The sequence below is a fragment of the Pantoea sp. CCBC3-3-1 genome (assembly GCF_007981265.1).
Taxonomy (GTDB): domain Bacteria; phylum Pseudomonadota; class Gammaproteobacteria; order Enterobacterales; family Enterobacteriaceae; genus Erwinia.
Window position 1 is genome coordinate 480,965 of the sequence record NZ_CP034363.1, and the last position, 21,129, is coordinate 502,093.

Annotated in this window: 20 protein-coding genes and 1 tRNA gene; 9 read left to right on the forward strand and 12 right to left on the reverse strand. The window is 53.0% G+C overall.

Going from position 1 to position 21,129, the window contains the following annotated elements; genetic code table 11:
- The first annotated feature begins 18 nt into the window (after positions 1–18).
- On the forward strand, positions 19–1,020 hold the full coding sequence (locus EHV07_RS02040; protein ID WP_147194408.1) for a site-specific integrase: 1,002 nt from the start codon (positions 19–21) through the stop codon (positions 1,018–1,020).
- 182 nt (positions 1,021–1,202) lie between these two features.
- Here the strand turns inward: EHV07_RS02040 and EHV07_RS02045 are convergent.
- From EHV07_RS02045 to aspA, 5 genes are all read right to left on the reverse strand, one after another.
- Positions 1,203–1,278: transfer RNA gene (locus tag EHV07_RS02045), tRNA-Phe, on the reverse strand.
- A 109-nt stretch (positions 1,279–1,387) separates the two neighbouring features.
- On the reverse strand, positions 1,388–1,966 hold the full coding sequence (locus EHV07_RS02050; protein WP_147194411.1) for a transcriptional regulator: 579 nt from the start codon (positions 1,964–1,966) through the stop codon (positions 1,388–1,390).
- Between the two features lie 61 nt (positions 1,967–2,027).
- On the reverse strand, positions 2,028–3,785 hold the full coding sequence (locus EHV07_RS02055; RefSeq protein WP_147194414.1) for a protein-disulfide reductase DsbD: 1,758 nt from the start codon (positions 3,783–3,785) through the stop codon (positions 2,028–2,030).
- 185 nt (positions 3,786–3,970) lie between these two features.
- Entirely contained in the window at positions 3,971–5,272 is a 1,302-nt protein-coding gene (locus EHV07_RS02060) for an anaerobic C4-dicarboxylate transporter (protein WP_147194417.1), read from the reverse strand.
- Between the two features lie 114 nt (positions 5,273–5,386).
- Entirely contained in the window at positions 5,387–6,820 is a 1,434-nt protein-coding gene (gene aspA / locus EHV07_RS02065) for an aspartate ammonia-lyase (protein ID WP_147194420.1), read from the reverse strand.
- 337 nt (positions 6,821–7,157) lie between these two features.
- Here aspA and EHV07_RS02070 point away from each other — a divergent pair, with 337 nt between their 5' ends.
- The 4 genes from EHV07_RS02070 (at position 7,158) to EHV07_RS02085 (ending at position 10,389) form a co-directional block, all read left to right on the forward strand.
- Positions 7,158–7,619: an FxsA family protein gene (locus EHV07_RS02070; RefSeq protein WP_174822348.1), complete on the forward strand. Its 462-nt coding sequence runs from the start codon at positions 7,158–7,160 to the stop codon at positions 7,617–7,619.
- 231 nt (positions 7,620–7,850) lie between these two features.
- Complete coding sequence (locus EHV07_RS02075; RefSeq protein ID WP_147194426.1) at positions 7,851–8,144, forward strand: co-chaperone GroES; 294 nt, start codon at positions 7,851–7,853, stop codon at positions 8,142–8,144.
- 45 nt (positions 8,145–8,189) lie between these two features.
- Positions 8,190–9,836 (forward strand): chaperonin GroEL, encoded by a 1,647-nt coding sequence (groL, locus tag EHV07_RS02080; RefSeq protein WP_147194429.1) that lies wholly within the window; start codon positions 8,190–8,192, stop codon positions 9,834–9,836.
- 196 nt (positions 9,837–10,032) lie between these two features.
- Complete coding sequence (locus EHV07_RS02085) at positions 10,033–10,389, forward strand: DUF4156 domain-containing protein (protein ID WP_147194432.1); 357 nt, start codon at positions 10,033–10,035, stop codon at positions 10,387–10,389.
- A gap of 175 nt (positions 10,390–10,564) precedes the next feature.
- Here EHV07_RS02085 and epmB read toward each other — a convergent pair whose 3' ends face one another.
- Positions 10,565–11,593 (reverse strand): EF-P beta-lysylation protein EpmB, encoded by a 1,029-nt coding sequence (epmB, locus tag EHV07_RS02090; protein WP_147194435.1) that lies wholly within the window; start codon positions 11,591–11,593, stop codon positions 10,565–10,567.
- Positions 11,594–11,634: 41 nt separating this feature from the next.
- Between epmB and efp the strand changes: the two genes are divergently transcribed.
- The 3 genes from efp (at position 11,635) to EHV07_RS02105 (ending at position 12,623) form a co-directional block, all read left to right on the forward strand.
- The gene (efp, locus tag EHV07_RS02095; protein WP_024965921.1) at positions 11,635–12,201 is read left to right on the forward strand and encodes an elongation factor P; all 567 of its coding nucleotides are present in this window, start codon (positions 11,635–11,637) and stop codon (positions 12,199–12,201) included.
- 50 nt (positions 12,202–12,251) lie between these two features.
- On the forward strand, positions 12,252–12,383 hold the full coding sequence (locus tag EHV07_RS02100; RefSeq protein ID WP_147194438.1) for an entericidin A/B family lipoprotein: 132 nt from the start codon (positions 12,252–12,254) through the stop codon (positions 12,381–12,383).
- A 105-nt stretch (positions 12,384–12,488) separates the two neighbouring features.
- Complete coding sequence (locus EHV07_RS02105) at positions 12,489–12,623, forward strand: entericidin A/B family lipoprotein (RefSeq protein WP_147194441.1); 135 nt, start codon at positions 12,489–12,491, stop codon at positions 12,621–12,623.
- 32 nt (positions 12,624–12,655) lie between these two features.
- On the opposite strand, the gene EHV07_RS02110 is transcribed toward EHV07_RS02105, so the two are convergent.
- From EHV07_RS02110 to frdA, 5 genes are all read right to left on the reverse strand, one after another.
- Positions 12,656–13,180 (reverse strand): lipocalin family protein, encoded by a 525-nt coding sequence (locus EHV07_RS02110; protein ID WP_147194444.1) that lies wholly within the window; start codon positions 13,178–13,180, stop codon positions 12,656–12,658.
- Positions 13,181–13,263: 83 nt separating this feature from the next.
- A complete protein-coding gene (frdD, locus tag EHV07_RS02115) occupies positions 13,264–13,620 on the reverse strand; it encodes a fumarate reductase subunit FrdD (protein ID WP_147194447.1) in 357 nt (118 codons plus the stop codon).
- 2 nt (positions 13,621–13,622) lie between these two features.
- Entirely contained in the window at positions 13,623–14,024 is a 402-nt protein-coding gene (gene frdC / locus EHV07_RS02120) for a fumarate reductase subunit FrdC (RefSeq protein ID WP_147194450.1), read from the reverse strand.
- Between the two features lie 11 nt (positions 14,025–14,035).
- The gene (locus EHV07_RS02125; protein ID WP_147194453.1) at positions 14,036–14,770 is read right to left on the reverse strand and encodes a succinate dehydrogenase/fumarate reductase iron-sulfur subunit; all 735 of its coding nucleotides are present in this window, start codon (positions 14,768–14,770) and stop codon (positions 14,036–14,038) included.
- The gene (gene frdA / locus EHV07_RS02130) at positions 14,763–16,547 is read right to left on the reverse strand and encodes a fumarate reductase (quinol) flavoprotein subunit (RefSeq protein ID WP_147194455.1); all 1,785 of its coding nucleotides are present in this window, start codon (positions 16,545–16,547) and stop codon (positions 14,763–14,765) included. The genes EHV07_RS02125 and frdA overlap by 8 nt, the downstream gene beginning before the upstream one ends.
- A 269-nt stretch (positions 16,548–16,816) precedes the next feature.
- Between frdA and epmA the strand changes: the two genes are divergently transcribed.
- Positions 16,817–17,794, forward strand: coding sequence for an elongation factor P--(R)-beta-lysine ligase (gene epmA / locus EHV07_RS02135; protein ID WP_147194458.1), 978 nt, complete (start codon positions 16,817–16,819; stop codon positions 17,792–17,794).
- Between the two features lie 62 nt (positions 17,795–17,856).
- Here the strand turns inward: epmA and mscM are convergent, their stop codons facing one another.
- Complete coding sequence (gene mscM, locus EHV07_RS02140; protein WP_147194461.1) at positions 17,857–21,126, reverse strand: miniconductance mechanosensitive channel MscM; 3,270 nt, start codon at positions 21,124–21,126, stop codon at positions 17,857–17,859.
- Between the last annotated feature and the right edge of the window lie 3 nt (positions 21,127–21,129).

Sequence of the window (21,129 nt, forward strand, 5' to 3'; positions counted from 1 at the left end):
CTTTGAGAGGAATGGAAAATGAACGAAATAAACGCTGACTGGCTATGGAAAGAACTTCTGGATGAATATTTTTTCTGTAAGTCGCTACGTGAAGATACAGAATGGAGTTATCAGAAAGTGGTTCGCGGGTTCAGAAAGCATATCGGGGAAGCGCGGGCACCTTACAGCATAACCAGTCGTGAAGTACTTGAGTGGCGAAGACACGTATTAAAAAAACAGGGCCTGTCAGCACATACCTGGAACAATAAGGTCACTCACATGCGCGCACTGTATAATTTTGCCATTACTTCTCAACTGACGGACTTTACAAAAAATCCCTTCAGCGGCGTTTCGGTTAAACATGACAAGAAAAGGAAAAAGACGCTCACCAAAAACCAGATGACAAAGATCTGGCTGACCATGCAGCAGTTTTCTTCTGAACAAATGTCCGAATCAAAATGTGCATTACGCCCGGTGTGGTACTGGCTGGCAGTTCTGGACACGCTGCGTTATACAGGGATGCGCCAGAATCAATTGCTGCACATTCGTCTGAAAGACGTCTGTCTTGAGGATGGCTGGATTGAGCTGAGAACAGAAGGCAGCAAAACCTATCGTGAGTGGCGGGTACCCGTTGTCAGCCATTTACGTCCGCGCCTGGAGGGATTGCTGCAACGTGCAAGAGACTGCGGTGCCGGCAACAATGACGCGCTGTTTCATTATGAGAGATTTGTATCTTCGCCTGCAGACAGGGCGTCTCTTTCTGAAAAGCCCTCGCTGCAGCCATTACGTTCATTTTTCCGACGTCTCTCAAAAGAGTGTGGATTTGACATTTCACCCCATCGGTTCAGGCATACGCTTGCCACAACACTGATGAGCTCTCCTGAACGAAACCTGCAACTGGTTAAGGGATTGCTGGGGCATCGTAATGTGAGCACAACAATGGAATACGTTGATATCAGTATGGATATTGTCAGTAAGGCGCTGGAGAAAGAAATGGCGCTTTACACCGATAAGGCTGAAGAGATGTTTTACAATGGTTGACATTCAGTCACGTCATTGTAATTATTCACGGTGATCGAGAAAAGGGAGCCTGCTGAGAACAGGCTCCCTAATCGAGAGGGTAACTTCTTGATGTATGCTGATGTGAGGATCAACATCAACAAGTACCACTCCCGTTAAACGCCCGTCAGTTTTCTCACCTCTGACCAGCGTGCTTCGAATAGTGGTGCCCGGAGGCGGAATCGAACCACCGACACGGGGATTTTCAATCCCCTGCTCTACCGACTGAGCTATCCGGGCAACGGGGCGCATTAAACCGTAAAGCCCGTCTTACGTCAATGGTTTTTCAAAAAAAACGACGAATTGCAGGTTAACTGGCTGCAATTCATCCATCCAGCACGAAAGACGTTCAGGCCAGCGCGCCATTTTTACGACACAGAGCAATACTCAGCACATCTCCAGCAAGAGAGCGGGCAACCACCACTTCCTGAACGTTGCGTTTTACCAACAGTCGACTGAGGCAACCTTCCAGTATCAGCTCCATCTGATGCGCCACAAGCGTAGGATTATCCAGCTCAAGCTGAGACAGCAAGTCGTGGCTATATTGCCAGGATGCTCGTTTCTGCTGATCGGCGACCTGATGGACAGGATGGTCTGGCTGTGGGTAAAAGCTACAGGCGGCAACAAACAAACAACCCGGATAGCGGTTATTATTTACGGCTTCTTCCAGAACCTGATAGCGCGCCAGCAGTTTCTGTTCCCTGTTTAGCGAGTCATCCAGCAGCAGTTTGCGCCGCCAGATGTCAATCTGCTGACTGTGATAGCGTAAGGCGTCATACAGTAGCGCCTCACGATCGGGCCAGTAGCGATGTAAATCCTGCTCCTGGCAGGCCGCAGCGTCCGCCATCATAGCGAAAGATGTTGAAGCGGCCAGCCCGTTTTGCTCGAGTACATTTAGCGCATGCTCGAGTACCTGTTCACGTTGCAAGTGACTCTCCTCTTGTATGCATTCTCAGGGCCGGAGCCGTGAGTTCCTTATCCAGTGTCGTTTACCGTGCCAGTTTCTGCAAATGCTGCATAAAAGTGGTGGCGTCCATAAAACCCGTGACGCGCGACTGAGGAATTTCATTTCCTTTAGCGTCAAAGAACAGAATGGTGGGCAATCCTAAAACGTTCAGCTGCTGTAATAGCTGGCTGTCATCACTATTATTCGCCGTTACGTCTGCCTGCAGCAATTGGGTTTTTCCTAATGCATGCTGGACTTCCGGCTGACTGAATGTGTATTTTTCAAACTCTTTACAGGCTACACACCAGTCGGCATACAGATCCAGCATGGTGATTCGTCCGTTACTTTGTTGCAGCACCTGGTCAAGCTGCGCCACATTATGGATACGCTTAAAGTCCAGGTGAACGGCGTCGGTTTGCCCAACAGGCGTAGCAAAGGCCCAATCCTGAAGCGGGCGAGCAGCGATGAGTGCAGCCATCAGCATCAGAATTTTTCCGCAACGCAGCCATCCGTTATTCGGTTTAACGCTGATAAACGCCCAGCCGAAAAATGCCACGCCCAGTACGCTCCAAAGACGCACGCCCCATGTTTCGCCCGTGACTCTTTCCAGCAAAAAAACCGGTAGTGCAAGGATCACAAAACCAAACCCTTCTTTTACCGTTTGCATCCAGGCACCGCTTTTCGGCAGCAGACGATTGCCAAACAGCGTTACGGCAATCAGCGGCAGCCCCATGCCTGACGCATAGAGATATAAGGTCCCCGCACCCGCCAGCATATTTCCGCTTTGCGCAATATAGAGCAGGATAGCGCTGAGCGGTGCCGTGGTGCAGGGTGAGCAAATCAGCCCCGCCAGCGCGCCCATTAAGAATACGCCAGGCAGCGAGCCGCCTTGCTGACGATTACTTAACAACGTCAGACGGGTTTGCAGTGAAGAAGGCAGCTGTAACGTGAAGAGACCAAACATTGACAGCGCCAGTAAGATAAATAACGTGGACAGTCCAATCAGCACGGCTGGAGACTGAAGGGCAGCCTGGAAGCGTAAACCGGCTGCCGCGACGACAATGCCCATCACCGTATAGGTCAGCGCCATTCCCTGTACGTAAATCATCGCCAGCGCAAACAGGCGGCGTAGCGAATAGCGTCGATTGCTACCCAAAATGATGCCGGATATCAGCGGATACATCGGTAACACGCAAGGCGTGAACGCGACGCCAATGCCGATTAAGAGTGCCCAGAGCGGCGAAAAAGGCAAATCTTCAGGCTGCTTTTTCTGCGCTGCATTCGCCGGTTTAGTGCGGCTGTCACCCGACGTCGATGCTGACTTTCCAGCCTTCATCTCCTGAGCATCTGTTGTAATACTGGATGCGTTAATCGGATCTAAGGGGACCGTGCGGGTTTCCGGTGGATAGCAAAAGCCTGCGGCGGCACAGCCCTGATAAGTAACGCTTACCGTGGCACCTTTTTCAGCCTGTAATAGCGTTAAAGGGATCGTCAAACTTTCTGGGTAAATTTCAGTTTTCCCGTAAAACTCATCTTCATGAGGTTTACCCGCAGGCAGCGTCCAGTCCGCCAGTGTGGCACCCTGGCTCTTAATATGGATTTGCTGGCGATAGAGGTAATAGCCAGGCTTAACCTGCCAGCTGAGCGTCAGGTTCCCGGCGCGTTGGCTGAAGTCAAAGCTGAAGGCCTGATTAACCGTGCCGAAATGCGTGCCGTTGCCTGGCCCGAACAAAGAGGCGTGGGCACCTGAGGACAGGATCATAAATAGCAGCAAAAAACAGTGCGTGAGGCGTTTAACCATGGCGGAACTCACTTTCTCCATCTGGGAATACATCCGAGAGCGCTAACTTACAGCACGCTCATGGTGAGCGGTACTGGCGATCTTTCGCGGGGCGCAGACTATATCATGACCTGATGGGTGGTGCTTTTACAGGATGTAAACGGTGTACCGGGCTGAGCGCATTAACACGCAGCCCGGTAAGCAGCCTAGAGAAGTAAATGGCCGAAGATAAAGCCGAATGCGACAGATAGCACAATTGCCAGCGTGCCGGGCACAATAAATGAATGATTAAATACGAACTTACCGATGCGTGTTGAACCCGTATCGTCCATTTCAACGGCTGCCAGCAAAGTGGGGTAGGTCGGCAGAACAAATAAAGCAGAAACGGCAGCAAATGAGGCCACAGCGGTCACGGGTGAAACGCCAAGCAGCAGCGCAGCAGGCATTAATGCTTTAGCCGTCGCGGCCTGTGAATAAAGTAATGTGGACGCGAAAAACAAAATCACGGCCAGCATCCAGGGATAGTCTTGCAGCAACTGACCGGCAAACTGCTGGATTTCACCGATGTGCGCTTTAACAAAGGTATCGCCAAGCCAGGCAACGCCCATGACGCAGATACAGGCACTCATCCCCGATTTGAACGTGCTGGCAGAGAGAATGCTGCTGGTATCGACTTTGCAGCTCAGGCATATCAGCGCGGCAATGGTCAGCATAAACACGACGATCGCTTCGTTGCGAGGTAAGACAGGATTAGCGATCAGCCCAACGGTTTCACTGATAGCGGTGGCATACAGCATTACGGCAAGGATACCGAACAGAAAAAGCAGTACTGAGCGCTTTGCGCCAGGTTTTTCTTCAAATACCGTCTCACCTCGCAGCACAACCTCACCTTTAGCCAGACGCTGTTGATAAACATCATCCTCTTTTAGCTCTTTACCAAGAAAGTTAGTCACCAGCGCCGTAAGGAAAATAGCGATCATCGTCGATGGGATAGCGACAGAAAGCAGTCCCAGATAGCTGATGCCTTTTGGCTCCAGGATACTGGAAAAGAACACCACGGCCGCAGAAAGAGGCGAGGCCGTTATGGCCACCTGTGAGGCTATGACCGCAATGGAAAGCGGACGGGAAGGGCGCACCCCCTGTTCTTTAGCAACTTCGGCGATCACCGGCAAAGTAGAAAAAGCGGTATGGCCAGTGCCTGCCAGCAAGGACATAAAATAAGTGACCAGAGGGGCCAAAAAAGTAATATAGCGTGGATGCTTACGCAGGAGCCGCTCAGCAAGGCTAACGAGGTAATCCATACCGCCGGCAACCTGCATAGCGGCAATAGCGGCGATCACCGCCATGATAATTTCTATCACGTCGAAAGGAATGGCGCCGGGCTTTATCTGGAATCCCAGCGTAAGGATCAGTACTCCAACCCCGCCGGCAAGGCCGATACCTGGCCCACCGAGGCGTGCGCCTAAATATATCGCCGCCAGCACGATAATCAGCTCTGGCAAAATCATACGTTGCTCCATTGGTAGTAGTGTTAGTAACGGGTTGAAAATATGTAAATACAGGCAAAAAAAAGGGCACGTTGTTCGCTGAACTAACGTGCCCTTATGGCTTACCGGTGCATATTACTCATTGTCATCGGTATAGCGTTTGGCTTTATAAACCGGATACATCAGGTTCTGGGTTGAGAAAATATCGTCCAGTTCCGCTTCGGTCAGCAGCCCACGTTCCAGCACCACTTCCCGAACGCTTTTACCCGTTTCAGCACAAATTTTACCGACGATATCGCCGTTATGGTGCCCAATATAAGGGTTCAGGTAAGTGACGATACCAATAGAGTTAAACACGTAAGCTTCACAAACGGCTTTGTTTGCCGTAATCCCGTTGACGCATTTTTCCAGCAGGTTAGAGCAGGCGTTAGTCAGGATATGAACCGACTCGAACAGTGCCTGGCCAATCACAGGTTCCATAACGTTCAGCTGCAGCTGGCCAGCTTCAGAGGCCATAGTCACCGTAACGTCATTGCCGATGACCTTAAAGCAGACCTGATTCACAACTTCAGGCACGACCGGGTTGACCTTGGCAGGCATAATTGAGGAACCGGCCTGAAGTTCCGGCAGGTTAATTTCATTTAAACCCGCTCGCGGACCTGAAGAGAGCAGGCGCAAATCGTTACAGATTTTCGACAGCTTAACAGCCAGGCGCTTAAGCGCGCTGTGCACCATCACATAGGCACCGCAGTCTGACGTCGCTTCAATAAGATCTTCCGCCGGTACGCAAGGCAGGTTGCTGACTTCCGCCAGCTTTTTCACGGCCAGATGCTGATAACCTTCTGGCGTATTCAGGCGCGTACCGATAGCCGTTGCGCCAAGATTCACCTCCAGCAGCAGCTCACCGGTACGCAGAAGGTTTTTAATCTCTTCATTAAGCAGCACGTTAAAGGCATGGAATTCCTGCCCCAGCGTCATAGGCACGGCATCTTGTAACTGCGTACGGCCCATCTTCAGCACGGAAGAGAACTCGGCCGCTTTCCGCTCAAAGCCTTCACTCAGCTGTCCGATGGCATCCAACAGCTTCAAAATCGAGGTGTAAACGGCAATACGAAAACCCGTAGGGTAGGCATCGTTAGTGGACTGGCATTTATTAACGTGATCGTTAGGATTAAGGAACTGATAATCCCCTTTCTGATGACCCATCAGCTCCAGACCGATATTGGCCAGAACTTCATTGGTATTCATGTTCACCGACGTGCCTGCACCACCCTGATAGACATCTACCGGAAACTGGTCCATGCATTTGCCGTTGTTCAGCACTTCGTCGCAGGCCTGAATAATCACATTAGCAATGTTGCGTGGAATGGTTTGCAGCTCTTTATTCGCCATTGCCGCTGCTTTTTTTACCATCACCATGCCGCGAACAAACTCTGGAATGTCGCTGATCTTGCTGTTACTGATATAAAAATTTTCAATCGCACGTAGAGTATGAACACCATAATAAGCATCGGCCGGGACTTCGCGCATGCCTAACAGGTCTTCTTCGATACGAATGTTATTTGCCATGAGAACCTTCTTGTAAGTGCTGCAGGATTATCATTATCAAAGGGGAAATTGGTCGTATAGAGCCCGGACAATATGGTAGCGGTTTGCGTGTGGCTGAGCACGATTATATTCAGCTTATCGACCAACTCCTGGAGGCGGATCGCGAAAAATTACGGTTTCTTTATCATGGCGTTAACTGTAGCGTATCCTGCCTGGCCCTGCGGGTTTACACGAATTTACTAAGCCAGCGTTGAAAAGCCCTGACGCGGCGCCCATTTCAAACAGATACGATCGTTTTTTGATCCCTTTTACGCCTTCACGCTTGCGGCGGGATGGCCCGGACAGACAGGAGAGTGCGGTGCGTTGGTTACCGTTTTTAGTACTATTTATTCTTGCATGGATTGAGATTAGCCTCTTTATTCAGGTTGCCCACGTGCTCGGTGTCTTGCTGACGCTGCTGCTGGTGGTGTTCACTTCCTGCATTGGCATCTCGCTGGTGAAAAACCAGGGAATGAAAAATTTCATGTCCATCCAGCAGAAAATGGCGGCGGGAGAAAGCCCGGCCGCTGAGATGATGAAAAGCGTCTCGTTGATCCCGGCAGGCTTTTTGCTGCTGTTGCCTGGCTTTTTCACCGATTTTCTTGGACTGCTGCTACTTTTACCGCCTGTGCAAAAGTACCTGATGCTCAAGCTGATGCCGCATATCCGTGTGTGGCGTGGCCCGGGTGCAGGCCCGGATAGCGGCGTTACCGTTGATGGCGAATATGAACGTAAAGGCTCAAAGCTCATCGAGCACGACGACCGCCCCGACGATCGCTGATTTTTGCATATAACTGAATAGTGAAGATAAAGGCGCTCAGAGCGCCTTTTTACTTTTTTAGTTATAACGGCGGCGCTTATTTGTCTGTTTTTTACGCAGAAGAGAATTTTTTATTTTTTCCCCCTTGAAAGCTCTACTGGCTGTCCCTATCTCTTCCGTCACGAGCCCGGCGCCTGACGCCCGGCGTTCATCCCAAAAAGACTGATTGGACTTCTCAAAGGAGAGCTATCAATGAAAATTCGTCCATTGCACGACCGTGTTATCGTCAAGCGTAAAGAAGTGGAATCTAAATCAGCTGGTGGCATCGTTCTGACCGGCTCCGCAGCTGGGAAATCTACCCGCGGCGAAGTGCTGGCTGTTGGCAATGGCCGTATCCTGGAAAATGGCGAAGTGAAACCACTGGACGTTAAAGTGGGCGACCTGGTTATTTTCAGCGAAGGCTACGGTGCGAAAACTGAGAAAATCGACAACCAGGAAGTGCTGATCATTTCTGAAAGCGACATTCTGGCAATTGTTGAAGCGTAATTACGCGTAACTCACTGAACGAAACGAATTTAAGGGATATTGATAATGGCAGCTAAAGACGTAAAATTCGGTAATGACGCACGCGTAAAAATGCTGCGTGGCGTGAACGTACTGGCAGATGCAGTTAAAGTGACTCTGGGTCCAAAAGGCCGTAACGTAGTGCTGGATAAATCTTTCGGCGCACCGACCATCACTAAAGACGGCGTTTCCGTTGCACGTGAAATCGAGCTGGAAGACAAGTTCGAAAACATGGGCGCGCAGATGGTTAAAGAAGTTGCCTCTAAAGCGAACGACGCTGCGGGTGACGGTACGACTACTGCGACCGTACTGGCACAGTCCATCATCACCGAAGGCCTGAAAGCCGTCGCGGCGGGCATGAACCCGATGGATCTGAAGCGCGGTATCGACCAGGCGGTTATCGCTGCGGTTGAAGAACTGAAAAAACTCTCCGTTCCTTGCTCCGACTCTAAAGCTATCGCTCAGGTTGGTACCATCTCTGCTAACTCCGATGAAACCGTGGGCGAACTGATTGCTCAGGCAATGGAAAAAGTCGGCAAAGAAGGCGTAATCACCGTTGAAGAAGGCACCGGCCTGCAGGACGAGCTGGACGTGGTTGAAGGTATGCAGTTCGATCGCGGCTACCTGTCTCCTTACTTCATCAACAAGCCAGAAACGGGCGCAGTAGAGCTGGAATCACCATTCATCCTGCTGGCTGACAAAAAAATCTCCAACATCCGTGAAATGCTGCCAGTGCTGGAAGCCGTTGCGAAAGCAGGCAAACCACTGCTGATCATCGCTGAAGATGTTGAAGGCGAAGCGCTGGCGACCCTGGTGGTGAACACCATGCGCGGCATCGTTAAAGTGGCTGCGGTTAAAGCACCTGGCTTCGGCGACCGTCGTAAAGCTATGCTACAGGACATCGCGGTTCTGACCGGTGGTACCGTTATCTCTGAAGAGATCGGTATGGAGCTGGAAAAATCAACGCTGGAAGACCTGGGCCAGGCGAAACGCGTTGTGATCAACAAAGACACCACCACCATCATCGATGGCGTGGGTGAAGAAGCCACTATCTCTGGCCGTGTGACTCAGATCCGTCAGCAGATTGAAGAAGCAACGTCTGATTACGATCGTGAAAAACTGCAGGAGCGCGTCGCTAAACTGGCAGGCGGCGTAGCCGTACTGAAAGTGGGCGCAGCAACTGAAGTTGAGATGAAAGAGAAAAAAGCGCGCGTCGAAGATGCCCTGCACGCTACCCGTGCTGCGGTAGAAGAAGGCGTTGTTGCTGGTGGTGGCGTTGCGCTGGTGCGCGTTGCTGCGGTACTGGCTGGCCTGACTGGTCAGAACGAAGACCAGAACGTGGGCATCAAAGTTGCGCTGCGCGCGATGGAATCTCCACTGCGTCAGATCGTTTCTAACGCCGGTGAAGAGCCTTCTGTAGTGGCCAACATGGTGAAAGCTGGCGAAGGTAACTACGGTTACAACGCGCAGACCGAAGAGTACGGCAACATGATCGACTTCGGTATCCTGGACCCAACTAAAGTGACCCGTTCTGCTCTGCAGTACGCGGCATCCGTTGCTGGCCTGATGATCACTACCGAATGTATGGTGACTGACCTGCCGAAAGGCGACGCTCCAGACTTAGGCGCTGGCGGCGGCATGGGCGGCATGGGTGGTATGGGCGGCATGATGTAATCCCCCCCACCGTTTGAAAGAAAACCCTCTGTCTCTGACAGGGGGTTTTTCTTTTTTGGGGGAAAATAGTATAAGTAAGGGCGCAAGAACTCACCGGGAAAACATTTTTTCGGCTGCCCGGCAGCAGATGTTGAGAGGTTTACCTGGACTTTCGGTACGATCAGGGATAGCTCTGATGACAATAATGGGGATTAAAATGCGGATTAACGTCTTGCTGGGACTTTCTGTAGCGGCAACGCTGCTGGTGGGCTGTAGCACCTCGACAACGCTCAGTTCGGCGGGTGAACGAGTGACTTTTACCGACCAACAACCCGCCAGCCAGTGCCAGCTGCTGGGGAACCTCACGGGTTCACAGAGTAACTGGTTCAGCGGAGCAGGCGGCGGCGAAAGCAGTTCGCTGCGTGGTGCAGCAAACGATCTGCGCAATCGCGCCGCAGAAATGGGCGGCAATGTTATTTATGGCGCAACCAGCCCGACCCAGAATATCTGGTCAAGTCTGGCACCGCTGGACAGCAAGATGAGCGGTCAGGTTTACAAGTGCCCGCAGGCATAAAAACGAAAAATGATAGTGTCCTGACCGCCGGCTGAAAGCATTGTTCATCAGCCAGCTCGCCCGGCATACAGCGGAGGATAATCCTCCCTGTATGCCTGCTTTTACCTCAGATGTTTTCTCACCCTGGTATCATCAGGATTACAGGGCCTGCGGGACCAGCCACGGCAAACGATCGCTATTCCTGACGCAGCTGCAAATCCAGCGGCGTTTTGCTTGGCTCGCCCCCAATTTCTCTTGCCAGCTTTGGCACCATATAGCCGGAAACCCGACGCAATAGCTCCCGAACTATCGCTCTGGCCTGCTCATCAGAGACATAGAAATGGGCTGCACCCTGAACCTTATCCAACACGTGCAGGTAGTAAGGCAGAATCCCCGCATCAAACAGCGCATTACTCAACGCAGCCAACGTCACCGCATTATCATTGATTCCGCGCAGCAAGACGCTCTGGTTTAACAACGTGACGCCGGCGCGTTTTAGCTGCTGCATGGCCTCTCGCAGCTCGTCGCCAATTTCCTGAGCATGGTTGATGTGCGTGACTAGCAGCGTTTGCAGACGCGATTGCGCCAGACGCTGGCAGAGCGCGGAGGTGATCCTCGCAGGGATTACAACTGGCAAACGGCTGTGGATGCGCAGACGTTTCAGATGCGGGATCTGTTCCAGTTCGCTAATCAGCCAGTCCAGTTCGCTGTCTTTTGCCATCAATGGGTCGCCACCAGAGAAAATAATCTCATCCAGTTCTGGCTGCTGTCGGATATACTCCAGGGCCTGCTGCCAGTTGCGCTTGTTGCCCTGATTATCAGAGTAAGGAAAATGGCGGCGGAAACAGTAGCGGCAATTGACGGCGCAGCCACCTTTGACTAACAGCAGCGCGCGATTACGATATTTATGTAACAGACCCGGCACAACGCTGCTCTGCTCATCAAGCGGATCGGTACTGTAACCCGGTGCATCAACAAATTCCTGGCTTTGGGTGATGACCTGTAGCAGGAGCGGATCTTGCGGATCGCCTTTTTGCATTCTGGACGCAAAGGCTCTGGGCACGCGCAGGGCAAAAAGACGACGAGCTTCAGCGCCCGCCGCCAGCGCCGGGTGCGAATCGAGGCCTAAAAGTTGCAGTAATTCATTTGGATCGGTGATTACATCTGCAAGTTGATGCAACCATTCTTCTCGCGAAGGGTTATTTAGGGTTACAATGTGTGCCATTTTTTTGGCTAAGTACCAGTATTAAATTGTAGAGGGCCTTTATGGCGACTTATTCTAGCAACGATTTCCGTCCCGGTCTTAAAATCATGTTCGAAGGCGAACCTTACGCTATCGAATCCAGCGAGTTCGTTAAACCAGGTAAAGGCCAGGCTTTCGCACGCGTTAAAATGCGCCGTCTGCTGACCGGTACCCGTGTTGAGAAAACCTTCAAATCTACCGATTCTGCTGAAGGTGCTGACGTAGTAGATACTAACCTGAACTACCTGTACAACGACGGTGAGTTCTACCACTTCATGCATCCGGAAACTTTTGAACAGCACCCTGTTGAAGAGAAAACCGTGGGTGATGCAGCGAAATGGCTGCTGGATAATGCAGAGTGTATCGTGACGCTGTGGAACGGCAAACCGATTCAGGTGTTACCGCCAAACTTTGTTGAGCTGGAAATCGTTGATACCGATCCAGGCCTGAAAGGTGATACCGCAGGAACCGGCGGCAAGCCAGCAACGCTGTCTACCGGTGCCGTGGTTAAAGTTCCGTTGTTCGTACAGATCGGCGAAGTGATCAAAGTGGATACCCGTTCGGGTGAATACGTTTCTCGCGTAAAATAACCACTTATGGGCCTGGTTTCAGGCCCTGTTCCCTGATGGAGCCTGAGTAAATGATTAACTGGGTTAAGCTCATTGCTGTTGCCTTATTAATGACCAGCTCACTGAGCGCCTGCAATACGTTTCACGGTTTTGGTGAAGACGTCCAGCACCTGGGCGGCGCAATTTCACACGCAGCCAGCTAATTTTTCTTTCTTTACGATGTCCTGAGTAAGGTTGCAGAAGCATCCGGCTGAATTACGGCTATGCTTAAAACGCTGTACTTTACTTCTACTAAAAAGGACATGGTTATGTTAAAGAAAAGTATTGTCTCAATCCTTTCTGTTCTGGTGCTTTCATCCGTGCTTACCGCCTGTAACACCACGCGTGGCGTAGGTGAAGACGTGTCAGCCGGCGGCCAGGCAATTCAAAGAAGCGCTCAGTAAACGGTGTGCCGGTGCTCTGGCACCGGCCCTGATCACGTCTGTTTTACCCAAATCAGCTTAGTGACATCAAACCCCGCCTGACGGGCTTTCGCCGTCAATTCCTCTTTCACGCTGTTATCGATCTGCGGCGTCCGCGACAGGATCCACAGATAATCACGGTTCGGGCCACATATCAGCGCGTGCTGATAAGCGTTGTCTAACGCAATAACGTTATACCCACCGTAGAAAGGGCCGAAGAACGAGACTTTCAGTGCCGCCTGGCTTGGCGACCCCGTAAAGTACGCTTTACCGATACTTTCCTGCCAGCGCTGTTTCTTCACGTTGAAACCACGATTGACGACCTTAAGGCCACCGTCGTCACGTTTGCTATAGGTTGCTGTTACATGATCGAGGCCGCGTTCGAAGCGGTGATCCAGCCTGGCGATTTCGTACCAGCTGCCTAAATAAAGATCGGCGTTAAAGCCTTCGATGGGCGTGACGCCTTTCGGCGGCGTAGTGCTACAGGCGACGGAGAGAAGGGCGCCGGCACCTGCGGCCAGCATTTTCCAGAGAGACATAAGCGATTCCTTTTCGTTTGAACAGCTTAAGTATAGGCGCGTTTTGCGCAGGCGGCATATTGCCGCCTGATAATAACCGACTGTCACAAGGTTAGAATGCCGATAGCCGTAACCACGGTCAGGATCGCGGCGAAGCCGTAAAAAACCCACTTACTGGCTGGAATATGCAGTTTCAAATCGTGCATGCCATGATGGAGCCGGTGAAGCGCGCACCAGATGGGCATCACAATCGCCAGAAACAAAAAGCCACGGCCAGTCAAAGACTGTGCAAGGCTTTGCAGATGCTCAAAACTAAAAGCGGATGATTTGCCCACGCTCAGCGGCAGTAAAATACCTGTAAGCAGCACAACAACCGGCGAGACGATTGCCGCCCACATGCCGCCCGCGCCAAAAAGCGACCAAAAAATCGGTTCGTCAGAGCGAGTATTTTTCGTTTGCATAGTTACCTCTGTAAAAGAAAAAACGCGGCCAGGAGTGCAAGGCTGACCAGAATCATGACAACCCATAACCCTTTGATAACCGGCGCGGGCGACAGCTTTTTATCCCCAATAACGATAACCGAGGCTTTGGGTGCCAGTTCAAACCAGGTTTTGCTGTGCAGCAGCGAGGCTGCCAGCGCCAGGACATTCAGTAACAGCACTACAGGATGCTGTAAAAAAGCGACGAAACTGGCCCAGCTTTCCGCGCCGTTTTTAAGCGCAAACAGGCCAAAGATTAATTCCAGGCTAAACCACAGTGCCGGGATGGCCGTCGCTTCACGCAGCATATAAAAGCGGTAGAAAGCGGATTTTTGCCACCAGTTAGCGGCAACCGGGGGATGATAAGCGTTACGTTTGGTGGTCATCGGATCGCTCCTTATTGCGGCCTGAGACTGGCAATCAAAAAGTCTTTCGCGCTTTCCACTTTGCTTTGCTGGATGGCGGCGGCGGGATCGACATGTTTTGGGCAAACCTCTGAGCAGAACCCAACAAAGGTGCAGGGCCAAACGCCGTTTTCACCGTTCAGCTGGGGCATGCGCTGTTTTTTCCCCCGGTCGCGGCTATCCAGGTTATAGCGGTGCGCCAGCGTGATGGCGGCGGGGCCAATAAATTCCGGGTTCAGCCCAAACTGCGGGCAGGCGGCGTAGCAAAGGCCACAGTTGATGCAGCCTGAAAACTGGTGATATTTCGCCATTTGCGCCGGGGTCTGCGCGTTGGGGCCGTCTTGCGGTGCGCGCGTGTTGCCGATAATCCAGGGCTTGATCGCTTCAAGGCTTTCAATAAAGCGGGTCATATCGACAATCAGATCCCGTTCAACGGGAAAATTAGCCAGCGGCTCGACGCGCATCCCTTTTGGATAGTTACGCAGGAAGGTTTTGCAGGCCAGTTTGGGAATATTATCGACCATCATTCCACAAGAGCCACAGATGGCCATACGGCAGGACCAGCGGAACGACAGGTCGTAAGCGAGATTATCTTTGATATAACCCAAGGCATCTAACAGCGAAGTTTGTTCATCCCACGGCACCTCAAAAAATTCGCTACGGGGTAGCCTGTCCGTTTCCGGATTATAACGTTGGATCTCAATTTTGCAGCGGGGTAGTTCACTCATGTGGGATTGCCTCCTTCGTCTCGCCTTCAGCGCCATAAACCCGTTTTGCCGGCGGCAGACGGGTAATTTTCACCTCACCCCAGGCGATTTCCGGTGCACCCTGCTCGCGATAGTAGCTGAGTGAGTGCTTAAGGAAGTGCGCGTCGTCTCTTGAGGTACAACCTTCGTCCAGACGCTGGTGAGCGCCGCGCGATTCTTTTCGCTGGAAGGCCGCGTGCGCCATGCATTCTGCCACGTTCAGGCCGTGCGCCAGCTCAATGCTGTAAAGCAGTTGGGTATTGAAAACGCTGGAGGTATCGCTGATGCGCACGCGTTTAAAGCGCTCTTTCAGCTCTGCCAGTTTATCCATGGTGGTTTGCATCAGTTCCGGTGTGCGGTAGATGCCGCAGCCTTCTTCCATAGTCATGCCCATTTCATCGCGCAGCGTTGACCAGCTTTCTTCTCCCTGCTGATTAACCAGCGCTTTCAGCCGTTGTTCACAATCACGCGCCTGAGCATCCAATAGCGAAGCGGGTTTTTTACGGTTTTCCAGCGCGCGCGCGGCCGCGTTTTCGCCTGCGAGCCGGCCAAAAACTACCAGTTCTGCCAGCGAATTAGATCCGAGCCGGTTAGCGCCGTGCAGGCCGACCGATGAGCATTCCCCCACGGCAAACAGCCCACGGATACGCGTTTCACACTCTGCGTTAGTCTCGATACCGCCCATGGTGTAATGCGCCGTAGGCCGAATGGGGATGGGCGTGGTGACAGGATCGACGCCGACGTAAGCCTTACTTAATTCACAGATAAACGGCAGCCGCTCCAGCAGCTTTTTCTCACCCAGATGCCGTAGGTCCAGATGCACAACTTCGCCACGCGGTGTATGAATGGTGCGGCCTTTTTGTGACTCATGCCAGAATGCTTGTGAAACCTTATCGCGCGGCCCCAGCTCCATATATTTATTTTTCGGCTGGCCGAGTGGCGTTTCCGGCCCCATACCGTAGTCCTGCAAATAGCGGTAGCCATCTTTATTCACCATAATGCCGCCTTCGCCCCTACAGCCTTCCGTCATCAAAATGCCGGAACCTGGCAGGCCGGTAGGGTGATACTGAACGAACTCCATATCCCGCAGCGGAACGCCATGGCGCAGCACCATTCCCATACCATCTCCGGTAACAATCCCGCCGTTGGTGTTATAACGATAAACCCGACCCGCGCCTCCGGTTGCCAGCACGACTGCACTGGCCTGAATCTGAATAAGCGTGCCTTCCATCATATTCATCGCAATCAGGCCGCGCGCTTCGCCGTCATCGACCAGCAGATCAAGCACAAAATGCTCATCGAAACGGGTTATCTGCGGATATTTCAGCGACGTCTGGAACAGCGTATGCAGCATATGAAAGCCGGTTTTATCCGCAGCGAACCAGGTACGTTCGATCTTCATGCCACCAAAACGACGTACGTTGACGGATCCGTCCTGACGCCGACTCCAGGGACAGCCCCAGATTTCAAGCTGCGCCATCTCCTGCGGACAATGCTGAACGAAGTAATCCACCACATCCTGCTCACACAGCCAGTCACCGCCGGAAACGGTGTCATGAAAGTGGAGGTCGAAGCTGTCATGGGCCTGGCTCACGGCGGCCGACCCGCCTTCAGCCGCCACGGTGTGGCTGCGCATGGGATAAACTTTGGAAACAAGGGCGATAGAAAGGGCGGGGTTGGCTTCAGCAGCGGCGATGGCGGCACGTATTCCTGCGCCGCCTGCGCCGACTATCACCAGATCGGCAGTAAAGGTTTGCACGGTGTTCTCCCTGTCAGGCTGGATGAGGGGATTCCTCAGTTTTCAGGAGCCTCAGTATAAAACCGGCTATCGGGGCTAAACTTGATATGCTCAGGTATTTGAGTGAGAAATAAACAGCAAAACGCGCTGCGGACTGCTGTTTTTTTAACGGGCTGGAAAGGCATATCACCTTGCAGATAAACCGGGCCATCTATTTTATCTGTGCAGGTTTGTTTGTCCGGGCCGGGTCGGGTAGACTGCTTCACCCTGTGTGATTAGGAGTACAAATTATGAGCGATACGGCCAGCTGGCAGCCCAGCGCCCCGATTAGCAATTTATTAAAACGGGCGGCGATCATGGCGGAAATCCGGCGCTTTTTTGCCGATCGTGGGGTGTTGGAAGTCGAAACCCCGGCGATGAGCCAGGCTACGGTGACCGATATCCATCTGTTTCCTTTTCAGACGCGCTTCGTCGGCCCTGGTGCCGCCCAGGGGATGGATCTTTATCTGATGACCAGCCCGGAATATCATATGAAGCGGCTGCTTGCTGCGGGCAGCGGCCCGATTTTCCAGCTCTGTCGCAGCTTCCGTAATGAAGAAGCAGGCCGTCACCACAACCCTGAATTCACCATGCTGGAATGGTATCGCCCACATTATGATATGTACCGGCTGATGAATGAGGTGGACGATCTGCTACAGCAGGTGCTGGAATGCGGAGCGGCGGAAACGCTCTCTTATCAGCAGGCCTTTATCCGCCATCTGGAGATAGACCCGCTCTCTGCGGACAAAGCTCAGTTGCGTGAAGCGGCGGATAAACTGGGCGTCGGCGATCTGGCGAACCGGGAAGAAGATCGCGACACGCTGTTACAGCTGCTGTTCGTGGTGGGCGTGGAGCCGCTGATTGGTAAAGATAAGCCGGCCTTCGTGTATCACTTCCCGGCCAGTCAGGCCGCGCTAGCCGAGATCAGCACCGAAGATCACCGGGTGGCCGAGCGTTTTGAGGTGTATTTCAAAGGGATTGAGCTGGCTAATGGTTTCCGCGAACTGACTGACAGCCGCGAACAGCGCCAGCGCTTTGAACAGGATAACCGTAAGCGCGCCGCTCGTGGCCTGCCACAGCAGCCGATTGATACTTATCTGCTGGATGCATTGGCTCATGGCATGCCGGATTGTTCTGGCGTGGCGCTTGGCGTAGATCGCATTGTGATGCTGGCGCTGAACGCGTCAGCGCTGAGTGAAGTGATTGCTTTCCCGGTTGGACGCTGCTGATTCCCATCAGCCTGGCCGCCGACAGGCTCAGGAACCCATACTGCTGCTCCTGAGCCTGCTGCTTACAATCCCCCAGACTTATAGGTCCGTGCCGCAGGCGCGCCATTGCCAGCGGGTGTTTTTCGGCCCAACGTTTCCATCCGGACCTGGAACGGTGGGAAAGGCATTTCCAAACCGTGCTCCTGATAACCGCGCAGGATCTGCTGATGCAGTTCATGACGCAACGGCATGCGATGGCCCATTTCTGCGGCGTGAATACGCAGCTCAAAGAGCTGGATGCCCTGTTGCAGATCGACCAGATAGGCTTCCGGTTGTGGGGTTTCCAACACGTACTGACAGCGTTTTGCCGCGGCTAACAGCACGTTGGTGACTTCTTCACTATTGGCTTCTGCCGCTGCCGGAATCGTCAGTACGACGCGCGTGACCGAATCTGACAGTGACCAGTTAATAAACTGCTCGGTGATAAAGGCCTTGTTCGGCACGATGATCTCTTTGCGATCCCAGTCAGTAATCGTGGTGGCACGCGTGTTGATTCGGGTGATGCTGCCCGTCAAATCGCGGATCGTCACGGTATCGCCAATACGAATCGGCTTTTCGAACAGAATAATCAGGCCAGAGATAAAGTTAGCGAAGATCTCCTGCAAGCCAAAACCTAATCCCACACCCAGCGCGGCGACCAGCCATTGTAGTTTTGACCAGTCGACGCCAATCATGGAAAAACCGGCCAGTCCGCCGACCAGGATCAGCGTGTATTTCGTCAGCGTGGTGATGGCATAGCCGGTGCCGGGGGTCAGATTTAAATGCTGAAGCAGCGCCAGCTCCAACAGCGCGGGCATGTTTCGCACCAGCTGCGTGGTGATAATCAGCACTAAAATAGCAATCAGTACCGATCCGAGCGTAATTGGCTGCAGGCTCTCCACGCCCTGCACCGTGGTGCTGGCATCCCACAGCCTGATGTTTTCCAGGAAGCCAAAGGCCGAGTGGATTTCCGACCACAGCACAATCACCGAAACCAGCGCAATAAGCGTCAGGATAGAACGCACCAGCCGCAGCGACTGGGCGCTGATGGCATCCAGATCGATAACCGGTTCGTCAACTTCCTGCGCTTCCGAGTTGTTTTGCGTGGCCGTAGCGTCTTCTTCACCTTTAGCACGTTGTGCAAGGATATCGGCACGCCGGTTGCGGGCACGATCAAAAGCGATGCGACGGCGCTGGATCAGCATCCAGCGGCGGATAATATGGTAGATGACCAGCAGCAGGAACCAGATAGCCAGTGAGGTTTCCACCCTTGCCAGCAGTGCCTGAGAAGTCGCCAGATAACCAATGCAGGAAGCCAGCGCGGCAATCAGCGGAATGCCGATCATCAGGTTCCATAAAAGATTCGTGACAAAGTTTTCGCCATTGCCTTCTTTATCGAGATAAAGCGGAATGCCCGCGCGTTTCAGGCTCACCGTAACAAGGCTCAGCGCACCGCAAATCAGGATAAAGCAGAGCCTTCCCAGGGTGGCTGAAAACTGCCGATCGTCAAGATTATCGAAGCCGATTAGCAGCATAATCAGCGGCACGACAAAGCCGATACACAGGGAATAAAAACGCATTGCGCGCGCGACCCGATTCTGTTGCCAGCGAAAATGGACGATAAACAGACCTTTGGAGCGAGCGAATCCGGCACTGATCATAAAGGCCCAGAGCAGCGGCACGGTCGCGGTGACGCCATCGCCAATCGCCACAGCAATGGGATAAGGCCAGGCGTGCTGAAGACCGTAGCCCAGCGCCATCCACAATACGGGCAGCGGCAGGGCGACCAGAATTGACCAGAAGACGGTACGAACCGTCAGGCCGAAACGATCCTGCGTGACCTTGCCCACCTTGCTGGCCGAACGATTAAGAAAATCACGGTAATGACGACGAGAACTGAGGCTGAAACCCACCAGCAGCAGGGCACCAAGAATCGGCAACACGGTTTCACGGCTGGTAAACATCATGACCAGCGCGCCGGCCATTTGCCCCAGCGTATCCAATGACAGCAGGCTTTTCAGATCGCGCACCAGATCGAGCGGGAAACTGAGATGCAGCGCGCTGACATCTGCCGTCCAGAACAGATAGCGGTGAGTCGCCTCTTTGACTTCTTTCAGCGCATCTTCGAGCTGGCCGTTGGCAACCTTCAGCTTGGTCACTTCGAGGATCAGATTATCGCTGCCTGAAAGCAAAGAACCGATCAGCTCCCGCTGCGTTTTGAGCTGAGCTTCCAGAATTTTACGCTGATCGGCCGTTAACGGCGTACCGTCATCCTGCCTGATTTGACGCAGCTGCTGCTGATGTTCAAGCAGATCCTCATAATGCAGGCGTTGTACCCGCAACTGACCCATTTCGCTATCCAGCTGCTGAGGCTTTGGCATTTCCGGCAGGCGGGCGACCTGAGCCCGTAAAGCTTCGCCCAGTACGTTAGACACGCCCAGCCACTGCGACTGTTCACGTATGGTACTCAGCGCCTGACGAACCTGAATCGTCTGGTTGACCGCCGTACGCTGCTGTGAAGCGACCAGATCCATGCGTTGAGCCTGCTGGTTCAGCGCGGCAGAGAGTTCACGGTTGACGCGAAACTGTTTGCTGATGTTCAGCGGCAGTTCGCCGCTGTTTTCCGCCAGCTGCTCGGTTTTCTCCAGCGCCTGCTCCGCCTCGTGTTGACGGCGACTGTTCAGCTGATTACGTAATTCCTGAAGATAAGCATCAAGCTGGCCTGCCTTGCGCTGGTGGATTTCGCCACGCATCCGTGCCAGCTCCTGACGGTTGTTGGCAGAAAGCTGTGCCTGAGCCAGCGGAGTCGCGGGCGAAGGTTGACCTTGCAGACGACGTTCGATTTCATTTAAGGCACGTCGTGCATCGGTCTGCTGCTGGGGAAGCTGAGCAAGCGAATCGCTGATTTCTCTGGCCCGATCCTGCTCCTGCTGAGACTGACGGCCTTCTTCCAGCAGCTGGCTGCTAACCTGAAGGATTTCCTGATCCAGCTCTGCGGCCGTCATGGTGCTGCGAACGGTTTTAGGATTGTCAGCCAGCGCAGCCATCTGCTGGCGAAGCTCGCGCGAGATCTGCGGAAAATCATCAATGATTTGCTGATAATCACGGGTGTTGTTCAGCGACTTCTGCTGCTCATCCAGCCAGTTCAGCGTGGTTTGTAGAGCATCTATAGTTTCCGCCTGATTCGGCGTATCTTTATCCGACTTCGCCGCGTCAAGGGCCTGTTTGATCTGCGCGGTATCCGGTGCGCTGGCGGCCCAGGTGGGCTGGAGCAAAGCCCAGCCCAGTAAGAAAGGTATAATCAGGCGTAACATGCT

Excerpts from the sequence above, each read along its gene's own strand:
- EHV07_RS02040 (WP_147194408.1), top strand. The coding sequence starts at position 19 with ATGAACGAAATAAACGCTGACTGGCTATGGAAAGAACTTCTGGATGAA.
- EHV07_RS02055 (WP_147194414.1), bottom strand. The coding sequence starts at position 3,785 with ATGGTTAAACGCCTCACGCACTGTTTTTTGCTGCTATTTATGATCCTG.
- EHV07_RS02060 (WP_147194417.1), bottom strand. The coding sequence starts at position 5,272 with ATGATTTTGCCAGAGCTGATTATCGTGCTGGCGGCGATATATTTAGGC.
- aspA (WP_147194420.1), bottom strand. The coding sequence starts at position 6,820 with ATGGCAAATAACATTCGTATCGAAGAAGACCTGTTAGGCATGCGCGAA.
- EHV07_RS02075 (WP_147194426.1), top strand. The coding sequence starts at position 7,851 with ATGAAAATTCGTCCATTGCACGACCGTGTTATCGTCAAGCGTAAAGAA.
- groL (WP_147194429.1), top strand. The coding sequence starts at position 8,190 with ATGGCAGCTAAAGACGTAAAATTCGGTAATGACGCACGCGTAAAAATG.
- EHV07_RS02085 (WP_147194432.1), top strand. The coding sequence starts at position 10,033 with ATGCGGATTAACGTCTTGCTGGGACTTTCTGTAGCGGCAACGCTGCTG.
- epmB (WP_147194435.1), bottom strand. The coding sequence starts at position 11,593 with ATGGCACACATTGTAACCCTAAATAACCCTTCGCGAGAAGAATGGTTG.
- efp (WP_024965921.1), top strand. The coding sequence starts at position 11,635 with ATGGCGACTTATTCTAGCAACGATTTCCGTCCCGGTCTTAAAATCATG.
- EHV07_RS02100 (WP_147194438.1), top strand. The coding sequence starts at position 12,252 with ATGATTAACTGGGTTAAGCTCATTGCTGTTGCCTTATTAATGACCAGC.
- EHV07_RS02105 (WP_147194441.1), top strand. The coding sequence starts at position 12,489 with ATGTTAAAGAAAAGTATTGTCTCAATCCTTTCTGTTCTGGTGCTTTCA.
- EHV07_RS02110 (WP_147194444.1), bottom strand. The coding sequence starts at position 13,180 with ATGTCTCTCTGGAAAATGCTGGCCGCAGGTGCCGGCGCCCTTCTCTCC.
- frdD (WP_147194447.1), bottom strand. The coding sequence starts at position 13,620 with ATGCAAACGAAAAATACTCGCTCTGACGAACCGATTTTTTGGTCGCTT.
- frdC (WP_147194450.1), bottom strand. The coding sequence starts at position 14,024 with ATGACCACCAAACGTAACGCTTATCATCCCCCGGTTGCCGCTAACTGG.
- EHV07_RS02125 (WP_147194453.1), bottom strand. The coding sequence starts at position 14,770 with ATGAGTGAACTACCCCGCTGCAAAATTGAGATCCAACGTTATAATCCG.
- epmA (WP_147194458.1), top strand. The coding sequence starts at position 16,817 with ATGAGCGATACGGCCAGCTGGCAGCCCAGCGCCCCGATTAGCAATTTA.
- mscM (WP_147194461.1), bottom strand. The coding sequence starts at position 21,126 with ATGTTACGCCTGATTATACCTTTCTTACTGGGCTGGGCTTTGCTCCAG.